The organism is Pseudotabrizicola algicola (assembly GCF_010915705.1).
GTDB lineage: Bacteria > Pseudomonadota > Alphaproteobacteria > Rhodobacterales > Rhodobacteraceae > Pseudotabrizicola > Pseudotabrizicola algicola.
This window is the reverse complement of the sequence record NZ_JAAIKE010000001.1, coordinates 127918-148745: the sequence shown is the minus strand read 5'-3', so window position 1 is coordinate 148745 and position 20828 is coordinate 127918. Positions and strand designations below refer to the sequence as shown.

Genomic DNA, 20828 nt, shown 5'->3' with positions numbered 1-20828 from the left:
CAAGGACCAAGGGCAGGACTGATCCGGCCAGATCAAGGCGGGCTGATCCGGCCGCATCAAAAGCAAAAAAGTGCCGTATGGATAAGCTCCACACGGCACCAGGTCCCTGTCGCCAACAGGAAGGGAACCGGGCTGTGGTTGCGCCCCGGATCCGGGCCGGCTTTATGGCCCGAATATGGTGGCAGGGGCGACAGGGTGCCGCCGCCCCCGCAAGGGATCAGGCCAGATCGTGACCGGCCACAGCCAAGGGCTGCTCGAGGCTCGATCTGGGCATCGGATCAGGGGTCTGGCGGCTTTCTTCGGGCAAAAGCAGCCCCACCAGATAGATCAGGCCCAGAAACAGCCCGATCGCCAGCAGGAACGCCCCGGCCAGAAAGGCCCCCCACATCATCTGGCCGAAAATCCAGGTGCGCATGCGGGTGGTCGGGCTTTCGTTCTGATAGAAGGGATGGTCAGACATGGTGCACTCCTCAATTCAACGGCGCGTAGCCGTGCTCCTGCGCCCAGACATACCAGTTGTCCACCACAGTCCCGGTCAACAGAATGCCGATCCCGCCGGTCAGCGTGACCAGCACGGCAAACCACCAGGCCCAGCGGTGAATCCCTTCCATCGTGGCGTTGAAGCCCATGGTCCAGCGCCAGAACAGCGCCGCCCGTTCGCTGGCCGTGCCACGGTCCACGATCTGCTCCAGCTCGCGGTCGCCGCCAAAACGGCTCACCGCCAGAATGGTCGCGCCATGCATCGCAAACAGCAGGGCCGAGCCATAGAGGAACGCGATCGAAAGCGCGTGGAACGGGTTATAGAACAGGTTGCCATAGGTCAGGCTGAACAGGTTGGTCCAGTCCAGATGGCTGAAGATGCCATAAGGAACGGCATGGCTCCATGATCCCATCAGGATCGGCCGGAACAGGCCCAGCACAAGGAACAGCCAGATGGCGCTGGCAAAGGCCCAGGCCACATGCTTGCCCATGCCGAGCGCCTGTGCGCGCAGATAGGTGCGCACCCACCACGCGCAGACGCTGACCAGCAGGAAGAAGCTGGCGATGATCCACAGGCCGCCTTCGGCCAGCGGCGCAAAGCCAAGCCCGTATTCCTCTGCCGGCGGCTCGAGGCTGAACCAGAACAGATCGCGCAGGAACACCGCCGGGTTCAACCCCGCCTGATGCCAGAACCAGGCACCGACGATGAAGAACCAGACCGCCCCCGCCGCCAGCGAGATGACGCCCATCGTGCCAAGGTAGACCGGACCAAGCTGCGCGTTGCCGATCCAGCCCATCAGGTTGGAAAAGCTGGCCGATTTGGTGCGGTTGGAAAGCTCGACGCCCTCGACCATGCCCATTTCAGGCTCGGCCCTGACCTGGACCTGCGTGAAAATGTTTTGATACTCAGCCATTTACGCCTCCTGCAATCCCCGCCCACCACGGCAGGTTCAGCCACCAGTCCCACCAGACAACCCACTGGTCGAACCAGATGGTGCCCGAAATCACGATACAGACCGCCGACCAGAAGCCCGCGTTCAGCGCCAGAAGCAGCCCCACCCGGTGAATGCCCAAGGTCCCCACCGAATAGCCGATCAGGTCGCGGAAATAGGTATCCTCGTGATCGGGGGTGCGCATCTCCTTGCCCTTTTCGGGGTTGGCCGCCGACAGGATCAGCGCGCCATGCAAGGACAACGCCAGCGCCGTGGTGAAGAAGAAGCTCACCGCGATCATATGCGCCGGGTTGTAATGGAAGTTGCCGTATTGGTAGCCGGTGTTCGACACCCAGTCGAGATGCGTCCAGATGCCATAGGGAAAGGCATAGCCCCAGGCCCCCATCAGCACCGGCCGGATCACGACCAGCGTGAGATAGGCAAAAATGGCGACGCCAAAGGCAAAAGGCACATGATAGCCCATGCCCAGCTTGCGGCAGATCTCCACCTCGCGCAGCGCCCAGGCCACGAAGGCCCCCGTCGCGCAGATGGTGATCACCTGCCACAACCCGCCCTCGCGCAAGGGCGCTGCGGCAAGTCCCATTTCCACCGGCGGCGGCGCGATCGAGATCAGCCAGGGGTTCCATGTCCCCTGCAAGGTCGCGCCGTAGAATATCAGGATCGTGCCGAGGGCCGCAAAGAAAAAGCCCACGACTCCAAAGAAGCCGACGTAGAAAGGCCCGACCCAGAAGTCGAACAGGTTCCCGCCGACAAGCGTGCCACCCGGCACGCGGTATTTTCGTTCGAAGCTGAGCAGTGCCATGCTTCCCTCTCCGCGGTTATGGAGGCGGTCCCATCATGGGCGGGATGCACCATGCGGGGCCGACTTGAAATTCGATGTGTTTTTCACGGGCGACCTGACCGGCAGATCGCCCGCGAAGGCGGCACGGATTACTCCGCAGCCACGCGGTTGTATTTCGCTGCTGCGATGTCGAACCAGTTGTAGGACGGGGTCGACAGCAGAACGAGGTGGATCATCGCCGCCAGGAGGAACAGGAACACGCCCTGTGCCACGAAGACGCGACGGGGATCGAAGATCAGCCAGATTTTGTAGAATTTCGACATTGTGTGATCCTCCTCAGAACCAGGGGCGCCAGATGTACACGGCAAGATGGGCAACCACGGCAATCGCCGTGAAGAGCCAGAGCCCGCTCATGTACACAGAGTGCAGTTCTTGCGCCTGTTCGTCGGTAAGACCCGTGAAACTCAGGTCAGTTCTATCAGCCATAGTATCCTCCGGATTTGGAGACTGCCGCCGCATACCCTGCGGCGGGGGTCACGGATCGGCGGAGTGCCGAATCCGTGTTTTCCGATCCCCCGCGATGGTCTGCGGAAGAACGAAGCGATGGCTTCCGACGGGCGCGGCGGAAGGGAATTGCGTTGGCCCCTCAGGGCCGGAAAATCGCGGGCGTGATCGCCTTGGCCTCCAGCCAGGCGCGGGCCAGCGGCCCATGCACCGGCAGGCGCTGGTGGCGCAGGACCGATCCGGCCCATGCCAGCAGCGACAAGGGAACCGCCACAAGGAAGATCAGCACAAAATAAACGTAGAACTCGGCTTTGGGCGTGCGATGTGCATGGCCTGCGCTCTGGTCACTCATGGGAGCCTCCCTTGGGTTTCGCTTGGACCGCGCGGGCATCCCCCCGCAATCCTTCGACAAATTCGACAATCACCCGCTCGGCCCCTTGGTCGAGCGCGGCTTTCTCCGCCGCATCCCGCAGGGACTTGGCGGCGGAAATCCGGGTCAGCACCGGATGTTCGGAAACAATGCGATCAAGGGCGGCCTGCGCATCCAGATCCCACGGAAAATCGCGGCGCAGCGTGGTCGGCGTGGCCGCCGCACTGTCCATCTCGGACCCCAGGGGCAGGATGTGGAACAGCGCCTCGAACAGCCCGTTGCACACTTCCTGCAAGATCCAGACAGCCCCCGCATAGCCCATAAAGGGCGTGCCGGTATGGCGGCGGATCGCAGCGCCGGGGAAGCTGGCGGCGATGAAACTGGGGGCCGGTCCATGCCCCCCCTTCATCTCGGCCATATACATCTTCTCGTTGATCGACCCCATCACCACCAGCGGGCGGTGCTGTTTCATCAGCGCGCGCACTGCCTCGTTGTTGGTCTTGGCCCCTGCCACGCGGGAAACCGCAAAGGCGCAAGGCAGGCCCAGATCGTTCTCGAGGTAATTGCGCACGCCGCGCGTATAGGTGTCATTCGCCACGATCGCGAAACTGGCGGTGGCAAAGAAATCTTGCGTGACCGACCGCCACAGATCCCAGACCGGCTTCAGCGTCGAATGCTTTTCCCGCTCGATGAAGGGCTCGGGGTCCAGCCCCAGCAACTCGCCCAGACTGCGCAGGAATTTCGTCGTCGATTCAAGGCCGAAGGGCGCTTGCAAATACGGCTTGCCAAGCACTTCCGCCAGACCGCGCCCGAATTCGCGGTACATGACGATGTTCACATCGGCATTCACCAGATTGCGCATCTCGGCCAGATGGGCGCCAAGCGGCATCACCATATTGACCTCGGCCCCGATGCCGGTCACCAGACGCCGTATCTCGGCAAGATCCGACGCCATGTTGAAAGTGCCATACATCGGGCCAAGGATGTTGACGCGCGGGGCGTCCCCCTCGGCGCGCTTTTTCTCCAGCGGCATCCGGCCCTTGGTCATGCCGAATTCGGTGAAGATCCATGTCATCGCGCGGTCGGCGCATTGCCACTGATCCTCGTCGATGGTGCGCGGCAGGAAACGCTGGATGTTGGTGCCGGCAGGCGTCACCCCGCCGCCGATCATTTCGGCGATGGAGCCTGTGACCACCACCGCAGGCAGCGCCGGATCAAGCACCTTCCACGCCCGAGCCATCGAGGATTCGGTGCCCGACGACATCTCGTCCTCGCCCAGTCCGGTGACGACGATGGGCAATTCATGCGGCGGCAGCGCATCGGTGTAATGCAGGACCGAGGTCACGGGCAGGTTCTCGCAGCCCACCGGCCCGTCGATCACCACCTGCAACCCCTTGACGGCGCAGAAGGCATAGATCGCCCCCCAATAGCCGCCTGCCCGGTCATGGTCCTGAATCAGCATGCGGACCTCCCGGCCCAGAGGTCGGCAGCGGGGGTTTCACACCCCCGCGCGTCATTGCAGGGCAATGCCGCTTCCCCCGTGGGATATTTGAGGACAGAAAATGGCAGGAGGGTCATATCATCTCCTCCGCCTTGGCGGCTTTCGCCATCTTGTCGAGTTTCTTCTGATGCGCCGCGCGGAAATCGGGGCGCAGGTTCGGCGCGCCCTCCCAGATGCCCGCGGTGTCGTCCTTGCCGACGCCCTCGAAGAACGCTTTCATCCCGCTCATCCGGGCCTTGTTGCCCATCGCCGCATTGATGACCTGCGCCAGCGATCCGGCGCCCGCAGGCCCCATCAGGGGGCGGGCCGAGATCAGGTTGGTGAAGTAAAGCGCGGGAATCCCGAGCTCTTTTGCCTTCTGCACCACCGGCGTGGTGCCGATGGCGAGGTCAGGCTCGAAGCCCGCCATCGCGGCGCAATCATCTTCGAGGCTGGCGCGGAACTTGACCGCAACGCCCCTGTCGGCCAGCCAGACCCTGTCCGCCTCGCTCCACGCGCTGCGCGCGCAGGCGGTGCCGACATATTTCACATCCGCGCCGCTCTCGATCAGCAGCCGTGCGACCAGCAGTTCCGATCCCTCATAGCCCGACAGCGTGATGCGCCCGCGGATCGGGTTGGCCGCCAGCGCGGCCTTGATGGCGGCGCCAAAGGCATTCTGTGCGGCGGTAATCTTTTCGGCTGTGACATCATAGGCTTGGCCGATGTTCTTCAGCCAGTCCATCGTGCCGTCATACCCCACCGGGGCCGAGCCTACCACGCTGCGGCCCGCGGCTTCGAACTCGCGCACCGCCGCCGTGTAGAAGGGGTGGATGGCCGCCACCACCTTGCAATCGAGCGCGGCATAGAGCTCGCGCCATTCGCGGCACGGCACCACCGGCCCTGCCGCCAGCCCCATCGGGGCCAGCATCGCGCCGATCATCATCGGATCGGCGGGGAACATCTCGCCAAGAAGCGCCACCGTGGGCCGGTCAGACCGCCCCGTTGCGGGCGCCGCCACCGGCCCCGCCATGATCTCGGCCCGCGCATAGGCCAGCATCGCCCCCGCCAGCACATCCTTGGCCTCGGCATGGGTCGGCACGCCAAAGCCGGGCACGTCGATGCCGACGATGCGCACCCCGTTGATTTCATTGGGCAGCAGCCGCAGCGGCACCCCGCTTGCGGTCGGCACACAGAGGTTTGTCACCACCACCGCGTCATAGCGGTCGGGGTCCGCCAGTTCATGCACGGCGTCGCGGATGTCCTCGAAGAGCTTGCCGGTCACCAGCGTCTCCGAGTTGAAGGGCACATAACCAACCGACCGGCGGGCACCATAAAAGTGGGAAACAAAGGTCAGGCCATAGACACAGCAGGCCGACCCCGACAACACCGTCGCCACCCGCCGCATCCGCAGGCCCACGCGCAGCGAGCCGAAAGCGGGGCACATGGATTGTGGTTTATCATGAGGGCCTTGCGGGTAATCCTTCGCGTAACGGTTCAAGAGTTCGGAATTGCCCGCCGCCCGCGCCGCCGCCGCCATCTGGTCCGCACCGGCATGGCATCCCAGACCATCCACCGATGGCACAGCCGCTTCGGGCACCACATGGCGCAGGCCGCTCATTGCGCGCCCCCCTTGCGCTGCATCGCGCGCAGCGCCTCTTCCAGCCGGGACAGGGTGTCGAGATCAAACATCGTCATACACCACTTCCAGCGAAGGTTTCGCCCCCGCGAACTTGCCGCGCATGTCGGCATCGCTTGCGGGCGTCAGCACGAAATCGGCCCCCGTATGTTCGGCGCTGAACAGCGCCAGCAAACCGTCCTGCGTCAGCGGCACCGGACGCACCGGCGGGGCCAGCCCCACCGCCGAGGCCAGATCGGCAAACAGCGGCCCCCACTGGCTCTCGTAGCTGCCGACAATCTGGTAATTGGCCGATTTCTTGCGCAGGTCGTCGTCCTGCGGAATCGCGGCCAGCACCGGAATCTTCACCGCCTCGGCAAAGGCCGCCGCCTCTCCGGTGCCGTCATCCTTGTTGATGACCAGCCCCGCCACGCCCACATTGCCGCCCAGACGCCGGAAATACTCCACCGCCGAGCACACGTTGTTGGCCACATAGAGCGATTGCAGATCGTTCGAGGCGACAAGGATCACCTTCTGCGCCATGTCCCGCGCGATCGGCAGGCCGAAGCCGCCGCAGACCACATCGCCAAGGAAATCCAGCAGCACATAGTCGAAGTCCCAGTCATGGAACCCCAGCTTTTCCAGCAATTCGAACCCGTGGATGATCCCGCGCCCGCCGCAGCCGCGCCCCACCTCCGGCCCGCCCAACTCCATCGCGAAGACACCGCCGCGCTTGAAGCAGACGTCGCCGATCTTCACCTCCTCGCCCGCCAGCTTCTTGCGGGTCGAGGTTTCGATGATCGTCGGGCAGGCCTTGCCGCCGAACAGCAGGCTCGTCGTGTCCGATTTCGGATCGCAGCCGATCAGCAGCACGCGCTTGCCCATCTCGGCCATCATGTGGCTCAGGTTCGCCAGCGTGAACGACTTGCCGATCCCGCCCTTGCCATAGATCGCGATGATCTGCGTCTTGCTGGTCGGCTCGCCTTGCGGCACCTCAAGCGTCGGCTCCTCATGCGCTTCCTCGCGCAGACGGGTGTCAAAATCCTTGAGGTTCGGAATATCCAGGGTCATGCGTGGCCGCTCCAGTCCAAGATCATTTTAAGGCAGGACGCGTCCTCGAAGGCCTGTGCATAGGCCTCGGTCGCATCCGCAGCAGGGCGGGTGTGGGTAATCAGGCCCGAAAGCGACAAGGCACCGCTTTCGATCAGCGCCCGCGTGGCCACCAGGTCATCGGCGGTCCATTCGCTGGCAATGCGGATCCGTGCCTCCTTCATGAAGGCGGGCGGAAAGGCAAAACTCACCGGCTCGGTGTAGAAGCCCGCCAGCACCACCTCGCCACCCTTGGCCAGCCGCATCACCAACTGGTCCAGCAGGCCCTTGGCCCCGCTGGCATCATAGATCGCGCGATAGTCGCGGCGCGTATCCTCGGCGGGATCAATCACCGCATAGCCTTCGGCACCCTCGCGCCGTGCGGGGTTGATCTCCCACACCGTGGGCGCAGGCGCACCCGCCGCCAGCGTCAGCCGCGCCAGCAGCCGCCCCAGCGTGCCATGTCCGACAATCAGATCGGGCAACGCGGTGTTGAATCCGGCCAGCGCATGCCGCGCCGTTGCCGCCAGCGCCAGCAGCGCGCCCTCGGCCCCCATGCTGCGGTCCATGCGCGCAACGCGCGCGGCGGGCGTCACCAGATGGCGCGAGGCGCCGCCGAACAGCCCGCGCACGTTGCCCGCAAAGCAATTGGCCCCCGGCACGAACACATGCTCGCCGACGCGAAAGCCGCTTTCGGGCGCAGCCTCCACCACCTCGCCAAAGGATTCGTATCCGGGCACCAGCGGATAGCCCATGCCCGGAAACGGCGGCATCGTGCCAGACCAGAACAGCTTTTCCGTGCCGGTCGAAATGCCGGAATGCGAAACCTCGACCACCAGATCACCGGCTGCCGGGGCCACGAGGCCCAATGCCTCCAGCCCCAGATCGCGCGGGCCTGACAATATGACGGCAGAAGTTCTCACTTGGGCGGTCTCCTTTTTCCGCTGATCACAGAGTCGCGATCAGACGGAACCTTTTCGCTATGTGTAAGTTTAGACTTACATTCGCAACTGTCAATTTAATTGGACAGGTTTTCGGCACTTCGCTGTGCTTTGGCCCTAAAACATTGCACTCCGGTCGAGCCGACAAAGCTCAGAGCGGTTTTTGCGCTGTCAAAGCCGAGGTCACATAGGGCCGCGGCCCGGGCAGCAGCCGGATTCCCGCAAATCCGGCGGTGCGCAACAGGGCGGCAATCTCGGCGGCAGACCGTGTCCGCCCCGTTTGCATCGCCAAGGTGTAGACCGCGAAATAGACATCCGTGGCCGGATCGGGGCGGGCGCCGCCCGACATCGGCTCGGAAACCAGCAGATGCCCTCCGGCTGGCAATGCGGCAAAGACCGCGTCCAGCAGGGCCGCCACCGTGGAATCGGCATGGTCATAAAGCACGCGGATCAGGCTGATCCAGTCCGCGCCTTTGGGCAGCGGGTCATCGCGGAAACTGCCCGGATGCACGGTCAGGTTGGGCAGCGCCGCCGCCCCCGCGACCACGGCGGGCAGATCGAACAGCGTCAGCCGCAGGGCCGGATACTCTGCCGCCACCGCCCGCAGGAAGGCTCCGGTGCCGCCGCCCACATCCATCAGATGCGCGGCCCCCTTCAGGCTCACCAGCCGCAGCGTATCGGCGGCCACCAGCGCCTGACTGTCCGCCATCAACCGGCTGTAACGCGCGGCCAGCGCAGGGTCTGCCGCCCCGCCCGCACCAAAGACATAGGGCCAGAATCCGGCCAGTTCGGGCTGGGTCTGGCCACGGAAGAACGCCACCGGATCGGCCAGATCGCGGTAAAGCACATCATGGTGGCGCACCATCGCCTCCAGCCCCGGCACGGTCAGGAAGGCCCCGCCGCGCGGGGTCAGATGCCACGCGCCGCGCGCCTGCCGCAGCAGCTTCAGCGCCGCGCCGGCCTGCAGCAGAATGTGCAGGCGCGGCTCCGGCACGCCTGTCATCTGCGCCAGCGCAGGCAGGTCTGCCGCGCCCTCGGCCAGACGGTGCAGCACCCGCAATTCGACCAGCGCCAGCAGCGCCTGCGATTGCACAAATCCCGACACCACGTCGAACAGCGCCCGTCCCTCGGCCCGCGATTTCAGGCGCAGGCCCGGAATGCGCTCGACCATCGCATGGAAACGCGGCGACATCGCCACCCGCGTCAGCCAGCCCGGCCCGCGCTTTGCAAGGAGGCGCGGCGACGGGCGCTGCGGGTCCAGCGACAGATCGGCCATCGGCTCAGCCCTTGGCGGCGGTCAGCCGCGCGGGCGTCATCTTCTCGGCATAGGCGCGCACCATCTGCGCCAGCATCGCCTCGCCCGGACAGGCGGGGATCGAGGCAATCGCCCCGCCCAGAATGTCGCGCAGATGCGCCACCGCGCCCGCAACGCCCAGTTCCGTCACCGCCGAGGGCCGCCCATGCGCCACATCCTGCCCCGCAGGCTTGCCCATATCCTCGGCACCCAGCACCGCGTCCTTCAGGTCATCCGCCACCTGAAACGCCGCCCCGATCCGTGCGCCCAGTTCTTCCCAAGGCTCGGCATCCTGCCCCGCCGCAATCGCGCCCATCTGGGTGGCGGCCATGAACAAAGCGCCCGTCTTGGCGCGGTGATAGGCCGCCAGATCGATCTGCGACTCGCTCTCCCAGCCCTGACCCGCGCAGATGCCAAAGGGCATCCCCGTGCGCTGCGCCAGATGCCGCACCAGATGCAGCGCGCGCTCCGGCGCCTCCGCCCCCGCCCGCGCCAGCACCTCGAAGGCCAGCACGATCAGCGAATCCCCCGTCAGCACCGCCAGCGGCTCGTCAAAGGCGCGGTGCACCGTGGCCTTGCCTCGCCGGATGTCGGCATCGTCAAAGGCGGGCAGATCGTCATGCACCAGACTGGCGCAATGGATCAGCTCCAGCGCCGCCGCCGCCGCATCGGTCAGCGCAGGCCGGTCATCGCCGCAGGCCAGCGCCACCGACATCAGGATCGTCGGCCTGATCCGCGCGCCCCCCGGAAACACACCGTAGGGCAGCGCCGCCCCCAGCCTCGGCGGGGCCGCCTCCGACTGCACCAAAGCCATCGCCCGCAGCATCGCCGCCTCTACCCGCCCGTCCAGTGCCATGTGCCGCCCTTTTCTGACGTTTGCCGCCCCATCGTGGCAGCGCCGGGACCGGGTGTAAACTAAAACTTACACAGGTGCGTCATTCTCTCTAGACAATATGCGCCACTGCGCCATCATACCCCGATGCAAAGCCGCGAAACCGCAGTCATCATCGGTGCCGGAATGGGGGGCCTCGCCGCCGCCATCCGGCTGGCCGCCCTCGGCCTCAAGGTCACCGTCCTCGAGGCCGCCGACACCCCCGGCGGCAAGGCCCGCGCGATTCCCTCGCCCGCAGGCCCCGTCGACACCGGCCCCACCGTCCTTACGATGCGCGGCGAGTTCGATGCGCTCTTCGCCCTCGCCGGCCAGCGGCTCGACGATCACCTGCAGCTCACCCCCCTGCCCGTCCTCGCCCGCCACTTCTGGAACGGCAGCCCCCCGCTCGACCTCTTTCCCGAAACCGGCGCCAATATCGAGGCCATCCGCAGCTTCGCGGGCCCGCGCGAAGCCGCCGCCTTCGCGCGGTTTGACCGCCTCGCCCAAGGCCTGCTCGCCACCTTCGACGCGCCGGTGATGCGCGCGGCCAGACCCGGGCTTGCCCGCATCGCGCTCGGCGCCGCCCTGCGGCCCCGGCTCTGGCCCGCGCTCCTGCCGGGGGTGTCGCTCGAACGCCTCCTGAAACAGCATTTCCGCGACCCGCGGCTGGTCCAGCTCTTCGCCCGCTACGCCACCTATGTCGGGGGCCGCCCGCGCCATGCGCCCGGCGTGCTGGCGCTGATCTGGCGGGCCGAGGCGCAGGGCGTCTGGGCGGTGCAGGGCGGCATGCACAGCCTCGCCGCCAGCCTCGCCCGCCTTGCCACCGCCATCGGCGTACGCTTCCACTACGCCACACGCGCCCGCCGCATCCTCACCGCCCAAGGACGTGTCAGCGCGGTGGAAACCGAAGGCGGCCACCTCTATCCCTGCCGCCACTGCGTCTTCAACGGCGATCCCGCCGCGCTTGCCACGGGCCTCCTCGGCCCCGAGGCGCAAGCCGCGATCCCCGCCGCGAAAACCACACCGCGCAGCCTCTCGGCCCATGTCTGGGCCTTTGCCGCCACCCCGCAGGGGGTCGACCTCGCGCATCACAATGTCTTCTTCACCGATGACCCGCAGGCCGAATTCGGCCCCATCGGCCAAGGCCGCCCCCCTGAAAAGCCCACGCTCTACCTCTGCGCGCAAGACCGCAGCCCCGCCGCGCCCCCCGGCCCGGAACGGTTCGAGATCATCCTGAACGCCCCCGCCGGCCTGCCCGCCCATCCAGACGAGGAACCCCAATGCCGCCAGCGCACCTTCCCCCGGCTGAAGGAGTTCGGCCTGACCTTCACCCCCGATCCGCCGCCCTCGGCGCTGACCACACCGGCCGATCTGGCGCGGCTCTATCCGGGCTCGCAGGGGGCGATCTACGGCCGCTCGCCCGAGGGGCTGATGGCAGCCTTCCAGCGCCCGCTGGCGCAAACCCGCCTGCCGGGCCTCACCCTGGCGGGGGGCGGGGCACATCCGGGGGCGGGGGTGCCGATGGCAGCCCTCTCCGCACGGCACACGGCCGAGGCGATCAGGCGGGACCTGACTTCCGCGTCACCGTCGGCCCGGACGGCTATGCCTGGTGGTATGTCGACGGGGTCAGCACCGACGGGACGCGCGCCGTCTCGGTGATCGGCTTCATCGGCTCGGTGTTCTCGCCGTGGTATCGCTGGTCAGGCCGGCGCGATCCGGAAAACCACTGCTGCATCAACGTGGCCACCTATGGCCCGGGCAGCCGCTTCACCATGACAGACAGGGGCCGCCCCGCCCTGCGCCGCAGCGCCGATACCTTCGAAGTCGGCCCCAGCCGCATGCATTGGACGGGCCGCCAGCTTGTCATCGACATCGACGAATGGGGCGCGCCGCCGATGGTTACCCCCGTGCGCGGCCAGATCATCCTGACCCCGCAGGCGGTGACCTCGGCCGAGGTCGCGCTCACCCCCGACGCCGCCCATATCTGGCGCCCCTTCGCCCCCACGGCGCATATCTCGGTCAACCTGACGCAAGGCCATGTCTGGGAAGGCCACGGCTATTTCGACGCCAATTTTGGCAGCCGCGCGCTGGAAGATGATTTCGACTTCTGGACATGGGGCCGCTTTCCGATGCGGGACGGCGCGCTGTGCATCTATGACGCCACCCGCCGCGACGGCAGCAGCCTCGATCTGGCGGTGGCCATTGATGCGGGGGGCGCGGTGCGCGAGGTCACCGCCCCGCCCCGCACCCGCTTTGCCCGCAGCCTCTGGCAGGTCAGGCGCGAAACCCGCGCCGATGCCGGGGTGATGCCGCGCCAAAGGCTCAACATGCTCGATGCGCCCTTCTACAGCCGCAGCCTCGTGGAAACCCGTCTGAACGGCGAGGCGACCACCGGTGTGCACGAGGCGCTCGACCTCACCCGCTTCCGCCAGCCGCTCCTGAAACCCATGCTCGCGGTCCGCGTCCCGCGCCGGCGGGGCTGGACCTTCCCGGATTGACCCGCGCAGCGGCCTTCGCCACCCCCCGGGGGCTGTCTGCCCCCCAGCTCAGCGGTTTCTTGAACCGATGGCGAAACCTCTGAGCAACCCCGAGAGTATTTGGAAAGCAGCAAATCGAAGAAGGTGCCAGGCTTTTGATCCGGCACGTTCATGCGCGTGCCGAACATCGACAGGCCTGCCGCTTGCATTTTGAAAGGCGCCCGCGCGAAGCGGCGGCAGGGTCAGCCCGCGCGCGCCGCGGCAGGATTGCGCCGCAAGACCGAGGCGTTCAGCGCCCCCGCGATGCTGACCCACAGAAGATAGGGCGCAAACAGCATCCCCGCGACCGGATCAATGCGCCAGAAGGCCACCAGCGTGGCCGCGACCGCCAGCCACAGCAGGGACAAGACCACCAGTCCTGCCTTCATCCGCTTCAGCCCGAAGAACACCGGCGTCCACAGCGTGTTCAGCGCGATCTGGAGCGCCCAGAAGCCCAACGCCTGCCCCACCCCCGGCTCGGCCCCGGCCTGCATGGCGATCCTCATCGCCGCGAGGGACATGCAGATGTAAAGGGTCGTCCATGCCACGGGGAACATCCAGTCCTTCGGGGTCCACCACGGCTTGTCGAGCGCCTTGTACCAATCGCCCGGCTGAAACATCGCCCCCGTCGCCGCCGCCGCTCCGCAGGCGGCGAGATAGGTGAAAAACAAGGAAAAATCCATCAGCCTGCCCCTCTGGTTGCCAGACCTATCTAGACCACAGGGGCCAGAGCGCAAGGCAAAGCGCCCGCCGGTTCCGGCAGCAGCGCGCAAACCCGCCCCCCGCCGCCGGCGCGGCCCGTCGGGTCAATCGTTAAGATTTTCTGAAGGCGGCAAGGTCAAGCGCTTGATTTCACAAAGCCCCGCCCTCCGTAACACAGGGAGCGGCAGAGGTGGGCAGCCCCCGGTCAGGCCATCCCGCGAGACCGGGCCTCCAGCTGGCTGAGCACCTCGAACAGCGCCTCCGACCGGCCCCGGGCCAGATCCTTGCGCGCCGCCGCCTCGACCAGAAAGGCCACCTCGGGCGCCGGGCGGGCGTGCAGCACCGCCGAGTGGGGCAGGAGCGGCGAGAGCCCCGCCCTGAGCCCTGCCAGCATCAGCCAGCCCAGCTTCTGCCCCTTCCCCGTCCGTGCCCGCACGGTCACCGCGTCATGCCCCTGCCGGGCCACCTGTCTGCCGATGCCGGCATAGATATGCCGGGCCGCGAAGATGCCCGGACGGCAAGCGAGCGGCAGGGCCGCCACCCCCGCCTCGGCCCGCAGGTAAAGCTGGTCCGCCGCCGCCAGAAGCCGCGCCGTTGCCCGGCGCACCCCCCGGCTCGCGGCGGGCGCGGCCAGAAAGCGGTCTACCTCCACCCCTTCCTCGCAGAGCCAGTCCAGCGGCAGGAACACCCGCCCCGCCCGCGCATCCTCGCCCACATCGCGGCTGATGTTGGTCAGCTGCATGGCAAGCCCCAGATCGCAGGCCCGGGCCAGCGCGTCGGGGTCGCGCACCCGCATGAGGACGCACATCATCGCCCCCACCGCCGCCGCCACGCGCGCCGAATAGTCGAGCACCCCAGACAGCGTGTGATAGCGCCGCCCCATCGCATCCCAGGCCAGCCCCTCCAGCAGCGCCTCGGGCAAGGCGCGGGGCATGTCGAAATCTTCGACCACGGCGGCAAAAGCGCGGTCGGCAAAGCCGTCGCGCGGGCGGCCCTGATAGACCCCGTCCAGCCTGTCGCGCAGCCGCAAAACCGCGCCTGCCTTGTCCGCCCCCTCGTCCACCTCGTCATCGGCCACGCGGCAGAAAGCATAGAGCGCCAGAGCCGGGTCACGCACGCGCGCGGGCAAGAGCCGCGAGGCGGCGTGAAAGGACAAGGAGCCGGTGCGGATCGCGGCGCGGCATGCCTCCATGTCAGCGGGGGCGATCATTCTGCGGCCAATCGCAAGGCATGTTCGGCGGCGGTTTCGGCCCGCCGCCGTGCATCGGGCACCAGCTTTCCCAGAAGTTCGGCGGTGCCGACCACACCCGGAAGGCCCGCTCCCGGATGGGTTCCCGCCCCTGCAAGATAGAGGCCCGGCAACTCTTCGCTGATGTTGTGGGGGCGGAACCACGCCGACTGGAGGATGCGCGGCTCGATCGAGAATCCGGCCCCGAAGGGCGACAGGTAGCGGTCGCGGAAGGTTTCGGGGGTGAAGGTCAGGCTTTCGCCGATCCGCCCCGACACCCCCGGCAGGAGCCGATCTTCCAGCACCTTCAGCATCTTGGCGCGGTAAGGCTCTTCCTCGGCGGTCCAGTCCACCGCGTTGTCATGGCCCAGATGGGGCACGGGCGAGAGCACATAAAACGTGTCATCCCCGGCAGGGGCGCAAGACGGGTCGGTTACGCTGGGGCGGTGGACGTAAAGGCTCATGTCATCGGCCAGTTTGCCGCGAATGAAGATGTCCTTGATATGGTCGCGGTAGCGCGGGCCGACCACGATGGAGTGATGGCCCACATCGCCCCACATCCCTTTCGTGCCCTTGGTCCCGAAATACCAGACATAAAGCCCCATCGACCAGCGTGCCCGTTTCAGCCGTGCAGGCGTCCACCGTTTTTTCGGCGCGTTGCGCAGCAGCCGGTCATAGGTGTGGCCCGCATCGGCATTCGAGACCACGACCGCGGCGGGCAACACATCGCCGGAAGCCAGTCGCACGCCCGAGGCGCGGCCATCGGCGATGGTGATCTCGTCCACCTCGGCGCCTTGCACCACCGAGCCGCCTTGTGCTTCGATCACCCGCACCATCGCGTCGGCGATCGCCTGCACCCCGCCCATCGCGTAATGCACGCCAAACGCCTTCTCCAGATGGCTGACAAGGATATACATCGACGTCACGTTGAAGGGATCGCCCCCGATGAACAGCGGATGGAACGACAGCGCGAAGCGCAGGTGCTCGTCCTTTACCCGCGACGCGGCATGGGCATAGACCGACCGGTCTGCCCGCATGCGGGCAAATTTCGGGATGACCTTCAGCGTGTCCCAAAGCTTGTGCATCGGCTTGCGGCCCATATCCTCGTAGCCGAACCAATAGCGGGCTTCGGAATCCTTGAGGAACCTTTGATACCCCTTTGAATCGGAGGGAGAAATCCGCGCCACCTCTGCCTTGATCGCAGCATCGTCCTGCCGCGCGGTAAAGGTCTCTCCATCGGCAAAGCGGATCTCGTAAAACGGGTCCATCGGGACCAGACGCACGTCGGCGTCGAAATTCCGTCCGCAGGCCGCCCACAGATCACGCAACCCTTGCGGCACGGTCACGATGGTGGGGCCAAGGTCGAATCGGTGCCCGCCTTGCGTGATGGACGAGCCGCGCCCCCCCGCCCGATCAAGCCGGTCGATCACCGTGACCTGATACCCTTTGGCCCCAAGTCGCATGGCAGAGGCCAGGCCGCCGATACCCGCACCGATGACGATGGCTTGATCGGCAGCGGGGGGCGAAGCGGAGGGGGAGGATGCATGAGTCATGTTTGGATGATAACCTGTCCAGTTCAATTTACAACAACAGGGTTTAACCCTCTGAAAGCTGATTTGCCGCTTCCTCTCGCGCCCAAATAATGTCAGACTTAGTTTACGCACCCAAGGGAGACAGCGCCATTCCCGTTGCCACGCTCAGCCTGTTCCGATTTGACGGAATTGCCGCACGCTTGTGGGTGATCGGCCAGATGGGGCTTGCCCGCGCCAGCTTGCGGCGAGAGCGGAGGGCGCAGTTCTGGAAGCTTTGCGGCTCTGGCACCGGACAAGGCTTCACGCCAAAACCCAACTGGGGCGTCTGGGCGATGCTGGCGGTCTGGCCTGACGAGGCGACGGCGCGCGACGCAGTGGCGACAAGCGCGGTCTATGGCCGCTGGCGCGCCCGCGCGGTGGAAAGCTGGACGGCGTTTCTGGCCCCCACATCCGCGCGCGGATCATGGGCGGGCGTCAATCCGTTCGCCCCGGCCGATCACCGCGCGGGCACCGGCCCGATTGTCGCGTTGACCCGTGCCACTGTGCGGCCGGCGCGCGCGCTGCGGTTCTGGACCCGTGTGCCGGACATTTCCGCCGTGATCGGGGCCGACCCGAATGTGGTCTTCAAGATCGGCATTGGCGAAGTGCCCTTGTTCCATCAGGTGACCTTTTCGGTCTGGCCCGATGCGGCCAGCATGGGACAGTTCGCGCGCGGCAACGGCCCGCATGCCCGTGCGATAAAGGCCGTGCGCGATGGCAACTGGTTTGCCGAAGAGCTTTACGCCCGTTTTGCCCTGCTGGGCAGCGCGGGATGCTGGGAGGGCGGTGATCCGCTGGCCCGGCTGAGGACAGAAAAGGACGCCGCCTGATGCCCGCAGATACCGCGCCGAAACTTCACGCCTTGCCCACGCGCGCCGCGCCGCGCCAGCCGTTTCCCTTCTCGGCCATCGTCGGGCAGGAGGCGATGAAGCAGGCCATGTTGCTGACCGCGATCGACCCGGCCATCGGCGGGGTTCTGGTGTTTGGCGATCGCGGCACCGGAAAATCGACCGCGGTGCGCGCGCTGGCCGCGCTGTTGCCCGAGATCGAGGCGGTCGAGGGATGCCCTGTGAATTCACCCCGGCTGGAGCTTTGCCCCGATTGGGCGCAGGTGACGCAGACCCAGATCATCCGCAAACCGACCCCTGTAGTCGATCTGCCGCTGGGTGTCACCGAGGACCGCGTTGTGGGGGCGCTTGACATCGAACGGGCGCTGACGCGCGGGGAAAAGGCATTCGAGCCGGGGCTGCTCGCGCGGGCGAACCGGGGGTATCTCTACATTGACGAGGTCAATCTGCTGGAAGACCACATCGTCGATCTGCTGCTTGATGTCGCCCAGTCGGGCGAGAATGTGGTCGAGCGTGAAGGCTTGTCGATCCGTCATCCGGCGCGGTTCGTGCTGGTAGGGTCTGGCAACCCCGAAGAGGGCGATCTGCGCCCGCAACTCCTTGATCGCTTTGGCTTGTCGGTCGAAGTGACAAGCCCGGGAGATGTCGAGACGCGGGTGGAGGTGATCTTGCGCCGCGATGCCTATGACACCGCTTACGAGGCCTTCATGCCCGACTGGCAGGCCGCCGATGCCGCGCTGCGCGAGCGCATTCTTGCCGCGCGTGCCGCCCTGCCCGCGCTGAAGACCCCCGCGACCGTGCTGCATGACTGCGCGTCCTTGTGCATTGCGCTGGGGTCGGATGGCCTGCGCGGGGAATTGACACTGCTGCGCGCCGCGCGGGCGCAAGCGGCCTTCGAGGGAGCCGCGAGTGTGAGCCGCGCGCATCTGAAAGCGGTGGCGGCGATGGCACTGTCGCACCGCTTGCGCCGCGATCCGCTTGACGAGGCAGGGTCGGGTGCGCGGGTCGCGCGCATGCTGGACGACGTCTTGCCATAGGCCTGTGATGGACTGGGACCGCATCCTTCTTGCGCTTCAGGTGCTGGCTGTCGACCCTGCCGGGGTCAAGGGTCTGTGGCTGCGCGCGCGCTGCGGGGCGGTGCGGGACAGGGTGACAACGGCACTGGCGATGTTGCCGCTGCCCTTGGTGCGGCTGCATCCGGGGGTGTCCGATGAGGCGCTTTATGGCGGGCTTGATCTGTCCGCCACGCTCGCCACCGGCCGCACGGTGATGTCGCGCGGACTTCTGGCGCGTCCGGCGGGCCTGATCCTGACGATGGCCGAGCGGGTTCCGCCCGGTCTGTCGGCGCGGCTGGCCCATGCACTGGATACCTCAGGAACCTGCCTGATCGCTCTGGACGAGGCGGCCGAAGCGGGTGAGGGCTTGCCCGCCACGCTGACCGACCGCTTGGGGCTGTTTGTCGATCTCGAGGCGCTGGCATGGTCGGATACGACAGACATCGCTGTGGACAGCGGAAGTCTGGCGGCAGCGCGCGCTCTCCTGCCCACCGTTGTGCTGCCAGCCGAAGCCGCCCGAGCGCTGACACAGGCAGCGGCAGAACTTGGCATCGCCTCGCTGCGCGCGCCGCTGCTGGCGATGGCGGCGGCGCGCGCGCTGGCCGCGCTGGCGGGCCGGACCGGGGTTGCCGAGGATGATCTGCTTCGCGCGGCGGAACTCGTATACGCGCACCGCGCCCTGCCACAGTCAGAGCCCGCGACGCAAGACCAACCCTCCCCTCCGCCGCCCGATGCCGGAGAGCCGGGGGCAGAGGACAACACGCGTCAGGACCAGACCATTCCGGAGGAATTGCTGGTCGAGGCCGCGCGCGCCGCGCTGCCCGCCGGTCTTTTGGCGGAACTGGCAGCGGGGCGCGCCGCCCGCGCCGCCAAAGGAGCCAGCGGCACGGGGTCGGCGCGCGCCGGCAACCGGCGCGGTCGCCCCCTGCCCTCGCGCCCGGGCAAACTCGGGTCTGGCGCGCGGATCGATCTGGTGGCGACCTTGCGCGCCGCAGCTCCGTGGCAGCCCTTGCGACGGCGTGCTGCGGCATCGGATGCGGTGCTGCTGGTGCGCGCCGCCGATATCCGCCTGAAGCGGTTTGAGGAAACCTCGGACAGGGTCCTGATCTTTGCCGTGGATGCCTCAGGCTCATCCGCCTTTGCACGTCTGGCCGAGGCTAAGGGAGCCGTGGAGTTGCTTCTGGCCGCCGCCTATGCGCGGCGGGACCATGTCTCGCTCGTGGCGTTTCGTGGCACCGGAGCCGAGGTGGTCTTGCCCCCCACCCGCAGCCTTGTGCAGACAAAGCGGCGTCTGGCGGGGTTGCCGGGCGGCGGCGGCACCCCTCTTGCGGCCGGGATGCAGGCCGCGATGGCAACGGCCGCGATGGCACGCGCCCGCGGACTGACGCCGACCATCGCGCTATTGACCGATGGGCGGGGCAACATCGCGCTGGATGGCAGCGCAAGCCGCACGCAGGCCGAGGAAGACGCGCTGCGCCTTGCCCGCGCGATACGGGCCGGCGGCTTTCCCGCCATCGTGATCGACACCGCCAACCGCCCGCAGGCCAGTCTTGCCCAGATGGCCCGCGCGATGGATGCACCCTATCTGGCGCTCCCCCGCGCCGACGCCCGCAAACTGTCGAGTGTTCTTGGCGCGGCCTTGGGGGCCTGACGGATGGACAGCGCCCGTCTGCCGGCCGATTGGCCCTATCGCGCGCAAGCCCGCCATCTGCGGGTGACCCCGCATGACTGGTGGGTGATCGACACCGGACCGCGCGATGCGCCTGTGCTGCTGCTCTTGCACGGAGCGGGCGGGTCGGGCCACAGTTTCCGAGCCTTGATCCCGCTTTTGTGCGACAGGTTCCGGGTGATTGTGCCTGACCTTCCGGGCCAAGGGTGCAGCCGCGCCGGCGGCATGCGCCGCCTGGGGCTTGATGCGATGGCCGAGGACGTGACGCGCCTGTGCCTTTCGGCAGGATGCGCGCCGCAAGCGGTGATCGGGCATTCCGCAGGGGCGGCTATTGCGCTGCGGATGGCGGATCTTGTGCCCCTGAAGGCGATTGCGGGGATCAACGCGGCGCTTGGCACCTTTGACGGCGCAGCGGGGGTGATGTTTCCGCTGATGGCGCGGGCCTTGGCGGCGACGCCTTTCGTGGGTTCGGTCGTCTCGCGACTCTGGGGCAATCCGGCGACGGTGAACCGCCTTCTTGCGGGAACGGGTTCACCGCTCGACAGCGCCGGTCAGGCGCAATATCTGGCGCTGGTGCGCGATGCCGCCCATGTAAGCGGCACGCTGGGCATGATGGCGCAATGGCGGCTTGAGGGGTTGATGGCCCGCCTGCCCTCGCTGGCGACGCCCGTGCTGCTGATCGGGTCTGACCGGGATACGGCAGTGCCGCCAAAGGTATCGCGGGACGCAGTCGCCCATATGCCGAACGCCGTCTATGCCGAAATCGCGGGCTATGGTCATCTGGTGCACGAAGAGGCCGCTGGTCTGGTGGCAGACGTGCTGCTCCCTTGGCTTGACGCACGGATATGAAGCAGCGCGGGC

Annotated in this window: 21 protein-coding genes; 6 read left to right on the top strand and 15 right to left on the bottom strand. The window is 67.0% G+C overall.

All coding sequences use genetic code 11. The annotated features are described in order from the left end of the window. Positions 1-217 precede the first annotated feature (217 nt). The 12 genes from pufX to G3572_RS00670 form a co-directional block, all read right to left on the bottom strand. Positions 218-460: an RC-LH1 core complex protein PufX gene (gene pufX / locus G3572_RS00725; RefSeq protein WP_164608763.1), complete on the bottom strand. Its 243-nt coding sequence runs from the start codon at positions 458-460 to the stop codon at positions 218-220. A 10-nt stretch (positions 461-470) separates the two neighbouring features. Further along, positions 471-1394 (bottom strand): photosynthetic reaction center subunit M, encoded by a 924-nt coding sequence (pufM, locus tag G3572_RS00720; RefSeq protein WP_164608762.1) that lies wholly within the window; start codon positions 1392-1394, stop codon positions 471-473. Continuing rightward, positions 1387-2235 carry a photosynthetic reaction center subunit L gene (gene pufL / locus G3572_RS00715; RefSeq protein ID WP_164608761.1) on the bottom strand — a complete coding sequence of 283 codons (849 nt, stop codon included), beginning with the start codon at positions 2233-2235 and terminating at the stop codon, positions 1387-1389. Before pufL ends, pufM begins: the two co-directional genes overlap by 8 nt. A 128-nt stretch (positions 2236-2363) precedes the next feature. Continuing rightward, positions 2364-2537, bottom strand: a complete 174-nt coding sequence (pufA, locus tag G3572_RS00710; protein ID WP_164608760.1) for a light-harvesting antenna LH1, alpha subunit — start codon at positions 2535-2537, stop codon at positions 2364-2366. A 13-nt stretch (positions 2538-2550) separates the two neighbouring features. Beyond that, positions 2551-2700 carry a light-harvesting antenna LH1, beta subunit gene (pufB, locus tag G3572_RS00705; RefSeq protein WP_100198094.1) on the bottom strand — a complete coding sequence of 50 codons (150 nt, stop codon included), beginning with the start codon at positions 2698-2700 and terminating at the stop codon, positions 2551-2553. Between the two features lie 160 nt (positions 2701-2860). Further along, complete coding sequence (gene pufQ / locus G3572_RS00700; RefSeq protein WP_164608759.1) at positions 2861-3070, bottom strand: cytochrome PufQ; 210 nt, start codon at positions 3068-3070, stop codon at positions 2861-2863. Further along, positions 3063-4550, bottom strand: coding sequence for a chlorophyllide a reductase subunit Z (gene bchZ / locus G3572_RS00695; protein ID WP_164608758.1), 1488 nt, complete (start codon positions 4548-4550; stop codon positions 3063-3065). Before bchZ ends, pufQ begins: the two co-directional genes overlap by 8 nt. Positions 4551-4662: 112 nt before the next feature. Beyond that, positions 4663-6186: a chlorophyllide a reductase subunit Y gene (gene bchY / locus G3572_RS00690; RefSeq protein WP_164608757.1), complete on the bottom strand. Its 1524-nt coding sequence runs from the start codon at positions 6184-6186 to the stop codon at positions 4663-4665. Positions 6187-6249: 63 nt separating this feature from the next. Further along, positions 6250-7254, bottom strand: coding sequence for a chlorophyllide a reductase iron protein subunit X (locus G3572_RS00685; protein ID WP_164608756.1), 1005 nt, complete (start codon positions 7252-7254; stop codon positions 6250-6252). Then, positions 7251-8195: a chlorophyll synthesis pathway protein BchC gene (gene bchC / locus G3572_RS00680; RefSeq protein ID WP_164608755.1), complete on the bottom strand. Its 945-nt coding sequence runs from the start codon at positions 8193-8195 to the stop codon at positions 7251-7253. The genes G3572_RS00685 and bchC overlap by 4 nt, the downstream gene beginning before the upstream one ends. Positions 8196-8364: 169 nt before the next feature. Beyond that, on the bottom strand, positions 8365-9405 hold the full coding sequence (locus tag G3572_RS00675; RefSeq protein WP_240335420.1) for an acetylserotonin O-methyltransferase: 1041 nt from the start codon (positions 9403-9405) through the stop codon (positions 8365-8367). Between the two features lie 88 nt (positions 9406-9493). Beyond that, complete coding sequence (locus G3572_RS00670; protein WP_164608753.1) at positions 9494-10363, bottom strand: polyprenyl synthetase family protein; 870 nt, start codon at positions 10361-10363, stop codon at positions 9494-9496. A gap of 123 nt (positions 10364-10486) precedes the next feature. On the opposite strand from G3572_RS00670, the gene crtD reads away from it, so the two are divergent. Beyond that, positions 10487-12037, top strand: coding sequence for a 1-hydroxycarotenoid 3,4-desaturase CrtD (crtD, locus tag G3572_RS00665; RefSeq protein WP_164608752.1), 1551 nt, complete (start codon positions 10487-10489; stop codon positions 12035-12037). Further along, complete coding sequence (crtC, locus tag G3572_RS00660) at positions 12034-12876, top strand: carotenoid 1,2-hydratase (protein WP_164608751.1); 843 nt, start codon at positions 12034-12036, stop codon at positions 12874-12876. The genes crtD and crtC overlap by 4 nt, the downstream gene beginning before the upstream one ends. A gap of 221 nt (positions 12877-13097) precedes the next feature. Here crtC and tspO read toward each other — a convergent pair whose 3' ends face one another. The 3 genes from tspO to G3572_RS00645 form a co-directional block, all read right to left on the bottom strand. Then, positions 13098-13577, bottom strand: a complete 480-nt coding sequence (gene tspO / locus G3572_RS00655) for a tryptophan-rich sensory protein TspO (protein ID WP_164608750.1) — start codon at positions 13575-13577, stop codon at positions 13098-13100. Positions 13578-13801: 224 nt separating this feature from the next. Beyond that, entirely contained in the window at positions 13802-14806 is a 1005-nt protein-coding gene (crtB, locus tag G3572_RS00650; RefSeq protein ID WP_164608749.1) for a 15-cis-phytoene synthase, read from the bottom strand. After that, complete coding sequence (locus tag G3572_RS00645) at positions 14803-16377, bottom strand: phytoene desaturase (protein WP_164608748.1); 1575 nt, start codon at positions 16375-16377, stop codon at positions 14803-14805. Before G3572_RS00645 ends, crtB begins: the two co-directional genes overlap by 4 nt. Before the next feature lie 89 nt (positions 16378-16466). Between G3572_RS00645 and crtA the strand changes: the two genes are divergently transcribed. Genes crtA through bchO form a run of 4 tightly spaced genes read left to right on the top strand, consistent with a single transcriptional unit; the run spans position 16467 to position 20816 of the window. After that, positions 16467-17225, top strand: a complete 759-nt coding sequence (crtA, locus tag G3572_RS00640) for a spheroidene monooxygenase (protein ID WP_205518402.1) — start codon at positions 16467-16469, stop codon at positions 17223-17225. After that, the gene (bchI, locus tag G3572_RS00635; RefSeq protein ID WP_164608747.1) at positions 17225-18280 is read left to right on the top strand and encodes a magnesium chelatase ATPase subunit I; all 1056 of its coding nucleotides are present in this window, start codon (positions 17225-17227) and stop codon (positions 18278-18280) included. The genes crtA and bchI overlap by 1 nt, the downstream gene beginning before the upstream one ends. Positions 18281-18287: 7 nt before the next feature. Further along, positions 18288-19949 (top strand): magnesium chelatase subunit D, encoded by a 1662-nt coding sequence (locus tag G3572_RS00630; protein ID WP_164608746.1) that lies wholly within the window; start codon positions 18288-18290, stop codon positions 19947-19949. A 3-nt stretch (positions 19950-19952) separates the two neighbouring features. Further along, entirely contained in the window at positions 19953-20816 is an 864-nt protein-coding gene (bchO, locus tag G3572_RS00625) for an alpha/beta fold hydrolase BchO (protein ID WP_164608745.1), read from the top strand. Positions 20817-20828: the final 12 nt, after the last annotated feature.

Bases quoted from the DNA above. Each gene is read 5' to 3' on its own strand.
- crtB (WP_164608749.1), bottom strand. From the start codon at position 14,806: ATGATCGCCCCCGCTGACATGGAGGCATGCCGCGCCGCGATCCGCACC.
- bchZ (WP_164608758.1), bottom strand. From the start codon at position 4,550: ATGCTGATTCAGGACCATGACCGGGCAGGCGGCTATTGGGGGGCGATC.
- crtA (WP_205518402.1), top strand. From the start codon at position 16,467: ATGTCAGACTTAGTTTACGCACCCAAGGGAGACAGCGCCATTCCCGTT.
- G3572_RS00675 (WP_240335420.1), bottom strand. From the start codon at position 9,405: ATGTCGCCGCGTTTCCATGCGATGGTCGAGCGCATTCCGGGCCTGCGC.
- bchO (WP_164608745.1), top strand. From the start codon at position 19,953: ATGGACAGCGCCCGTCTGCCGGCCGATTGGCCCTATCGCGCGCAAGCC.
- pufQ (WP_164608759.1), bottom strand. From the start codon at position 3,070: ATGAGTGACCAGAGCGCAGGCCATGCACATCGCACGCCCAAAGCCGAG.
- G3572_RS00670 (WP_164608753.1), bottom strand. From the start codon at position 10,363: ATGGCACTGGACGGGCGGGTAGAGGCGGCGATGCTGCGGGCGATGGCT.
- pufB (WP_100198094.1), bottom strand. From the start codon at position 2,700: ATGGCTGATAGAACTGACCTGAGTTTCACGGGTCTTACCGACGAACAG.
- pufX (WP_164608763.1), bottom strand. From the start codon at position 460: ATGTCTGACCATCCCTTCTATCAGAACGAAAGCCCGACCACCCGCATG.
- bchI (WP_164608747.1), top strand. From the start codon at position 17,225: ATGCCCGCAGATACCGCGCCGAAACTTCACGCCTTGCCCACGCGCGCC.
- crtD (WP_164608752.1), top strand. From the start codon at position 10,487: ATGCAAAGCCGCGAAACCGCAGTCATCATCGGTGCCGGAATGGGGGGC.
- pufM (WP_164608762.1), bottom strand. From the start codon at position 1,394: ATGGCTGAGTATCAAAACATTTTCACGCAGGTCCAGGTCAGGGCCGAG.
- bchY (WP_164608757.1), bottom strand. From the start codon at position 6,186: ATGAGCGGCCTGCGCCATGTGGTGCCCGAAGCGGCTGTGCCATCGGTG.
- pufA (WP_164608760.1), bottom strand. From the start codon at position 2,537: ATGTCGAAATTCTACAAAATCTGGCTGATCTTCGATCCCCGTCGCGTC.
- G3572_RS00630 (WP_164608746.1), top strand. From the start codon at position 18,288: ATGGACTGGGACCGCATCCTTCTTGCGCTTCAGGTGCTGGCTGTCGAC.
- G3572_RS00685 (WP_164608756.1), bottom strand. From the start codon at position 7,254: ATGACCCTGGATATTCCGAACCTCAAGGATTTTGACACCCGTCTGCGC.
- tspO (WP_164608750.1), bottom strand. From the start codon at position 13,577: ATGGATTTTTCCTTGTTTTTCACCTATCTCGCCGCCTGCGGAGCGGCG.
- G3572_RS00645 (WP_164608748.1), bottom strand. From the start codon at position 16,377: ATGACTCATGCATCCTCCCCCTCCGCTTCGCCCCCCGCTGCCGATCAA.
- pufL (WP_164608761.1), bottom strand. From the start codon at position 2,235: ATGGCACTGCTCAGCTTCGAACGAAAATACCGCGTGCCGGGTGGCACG.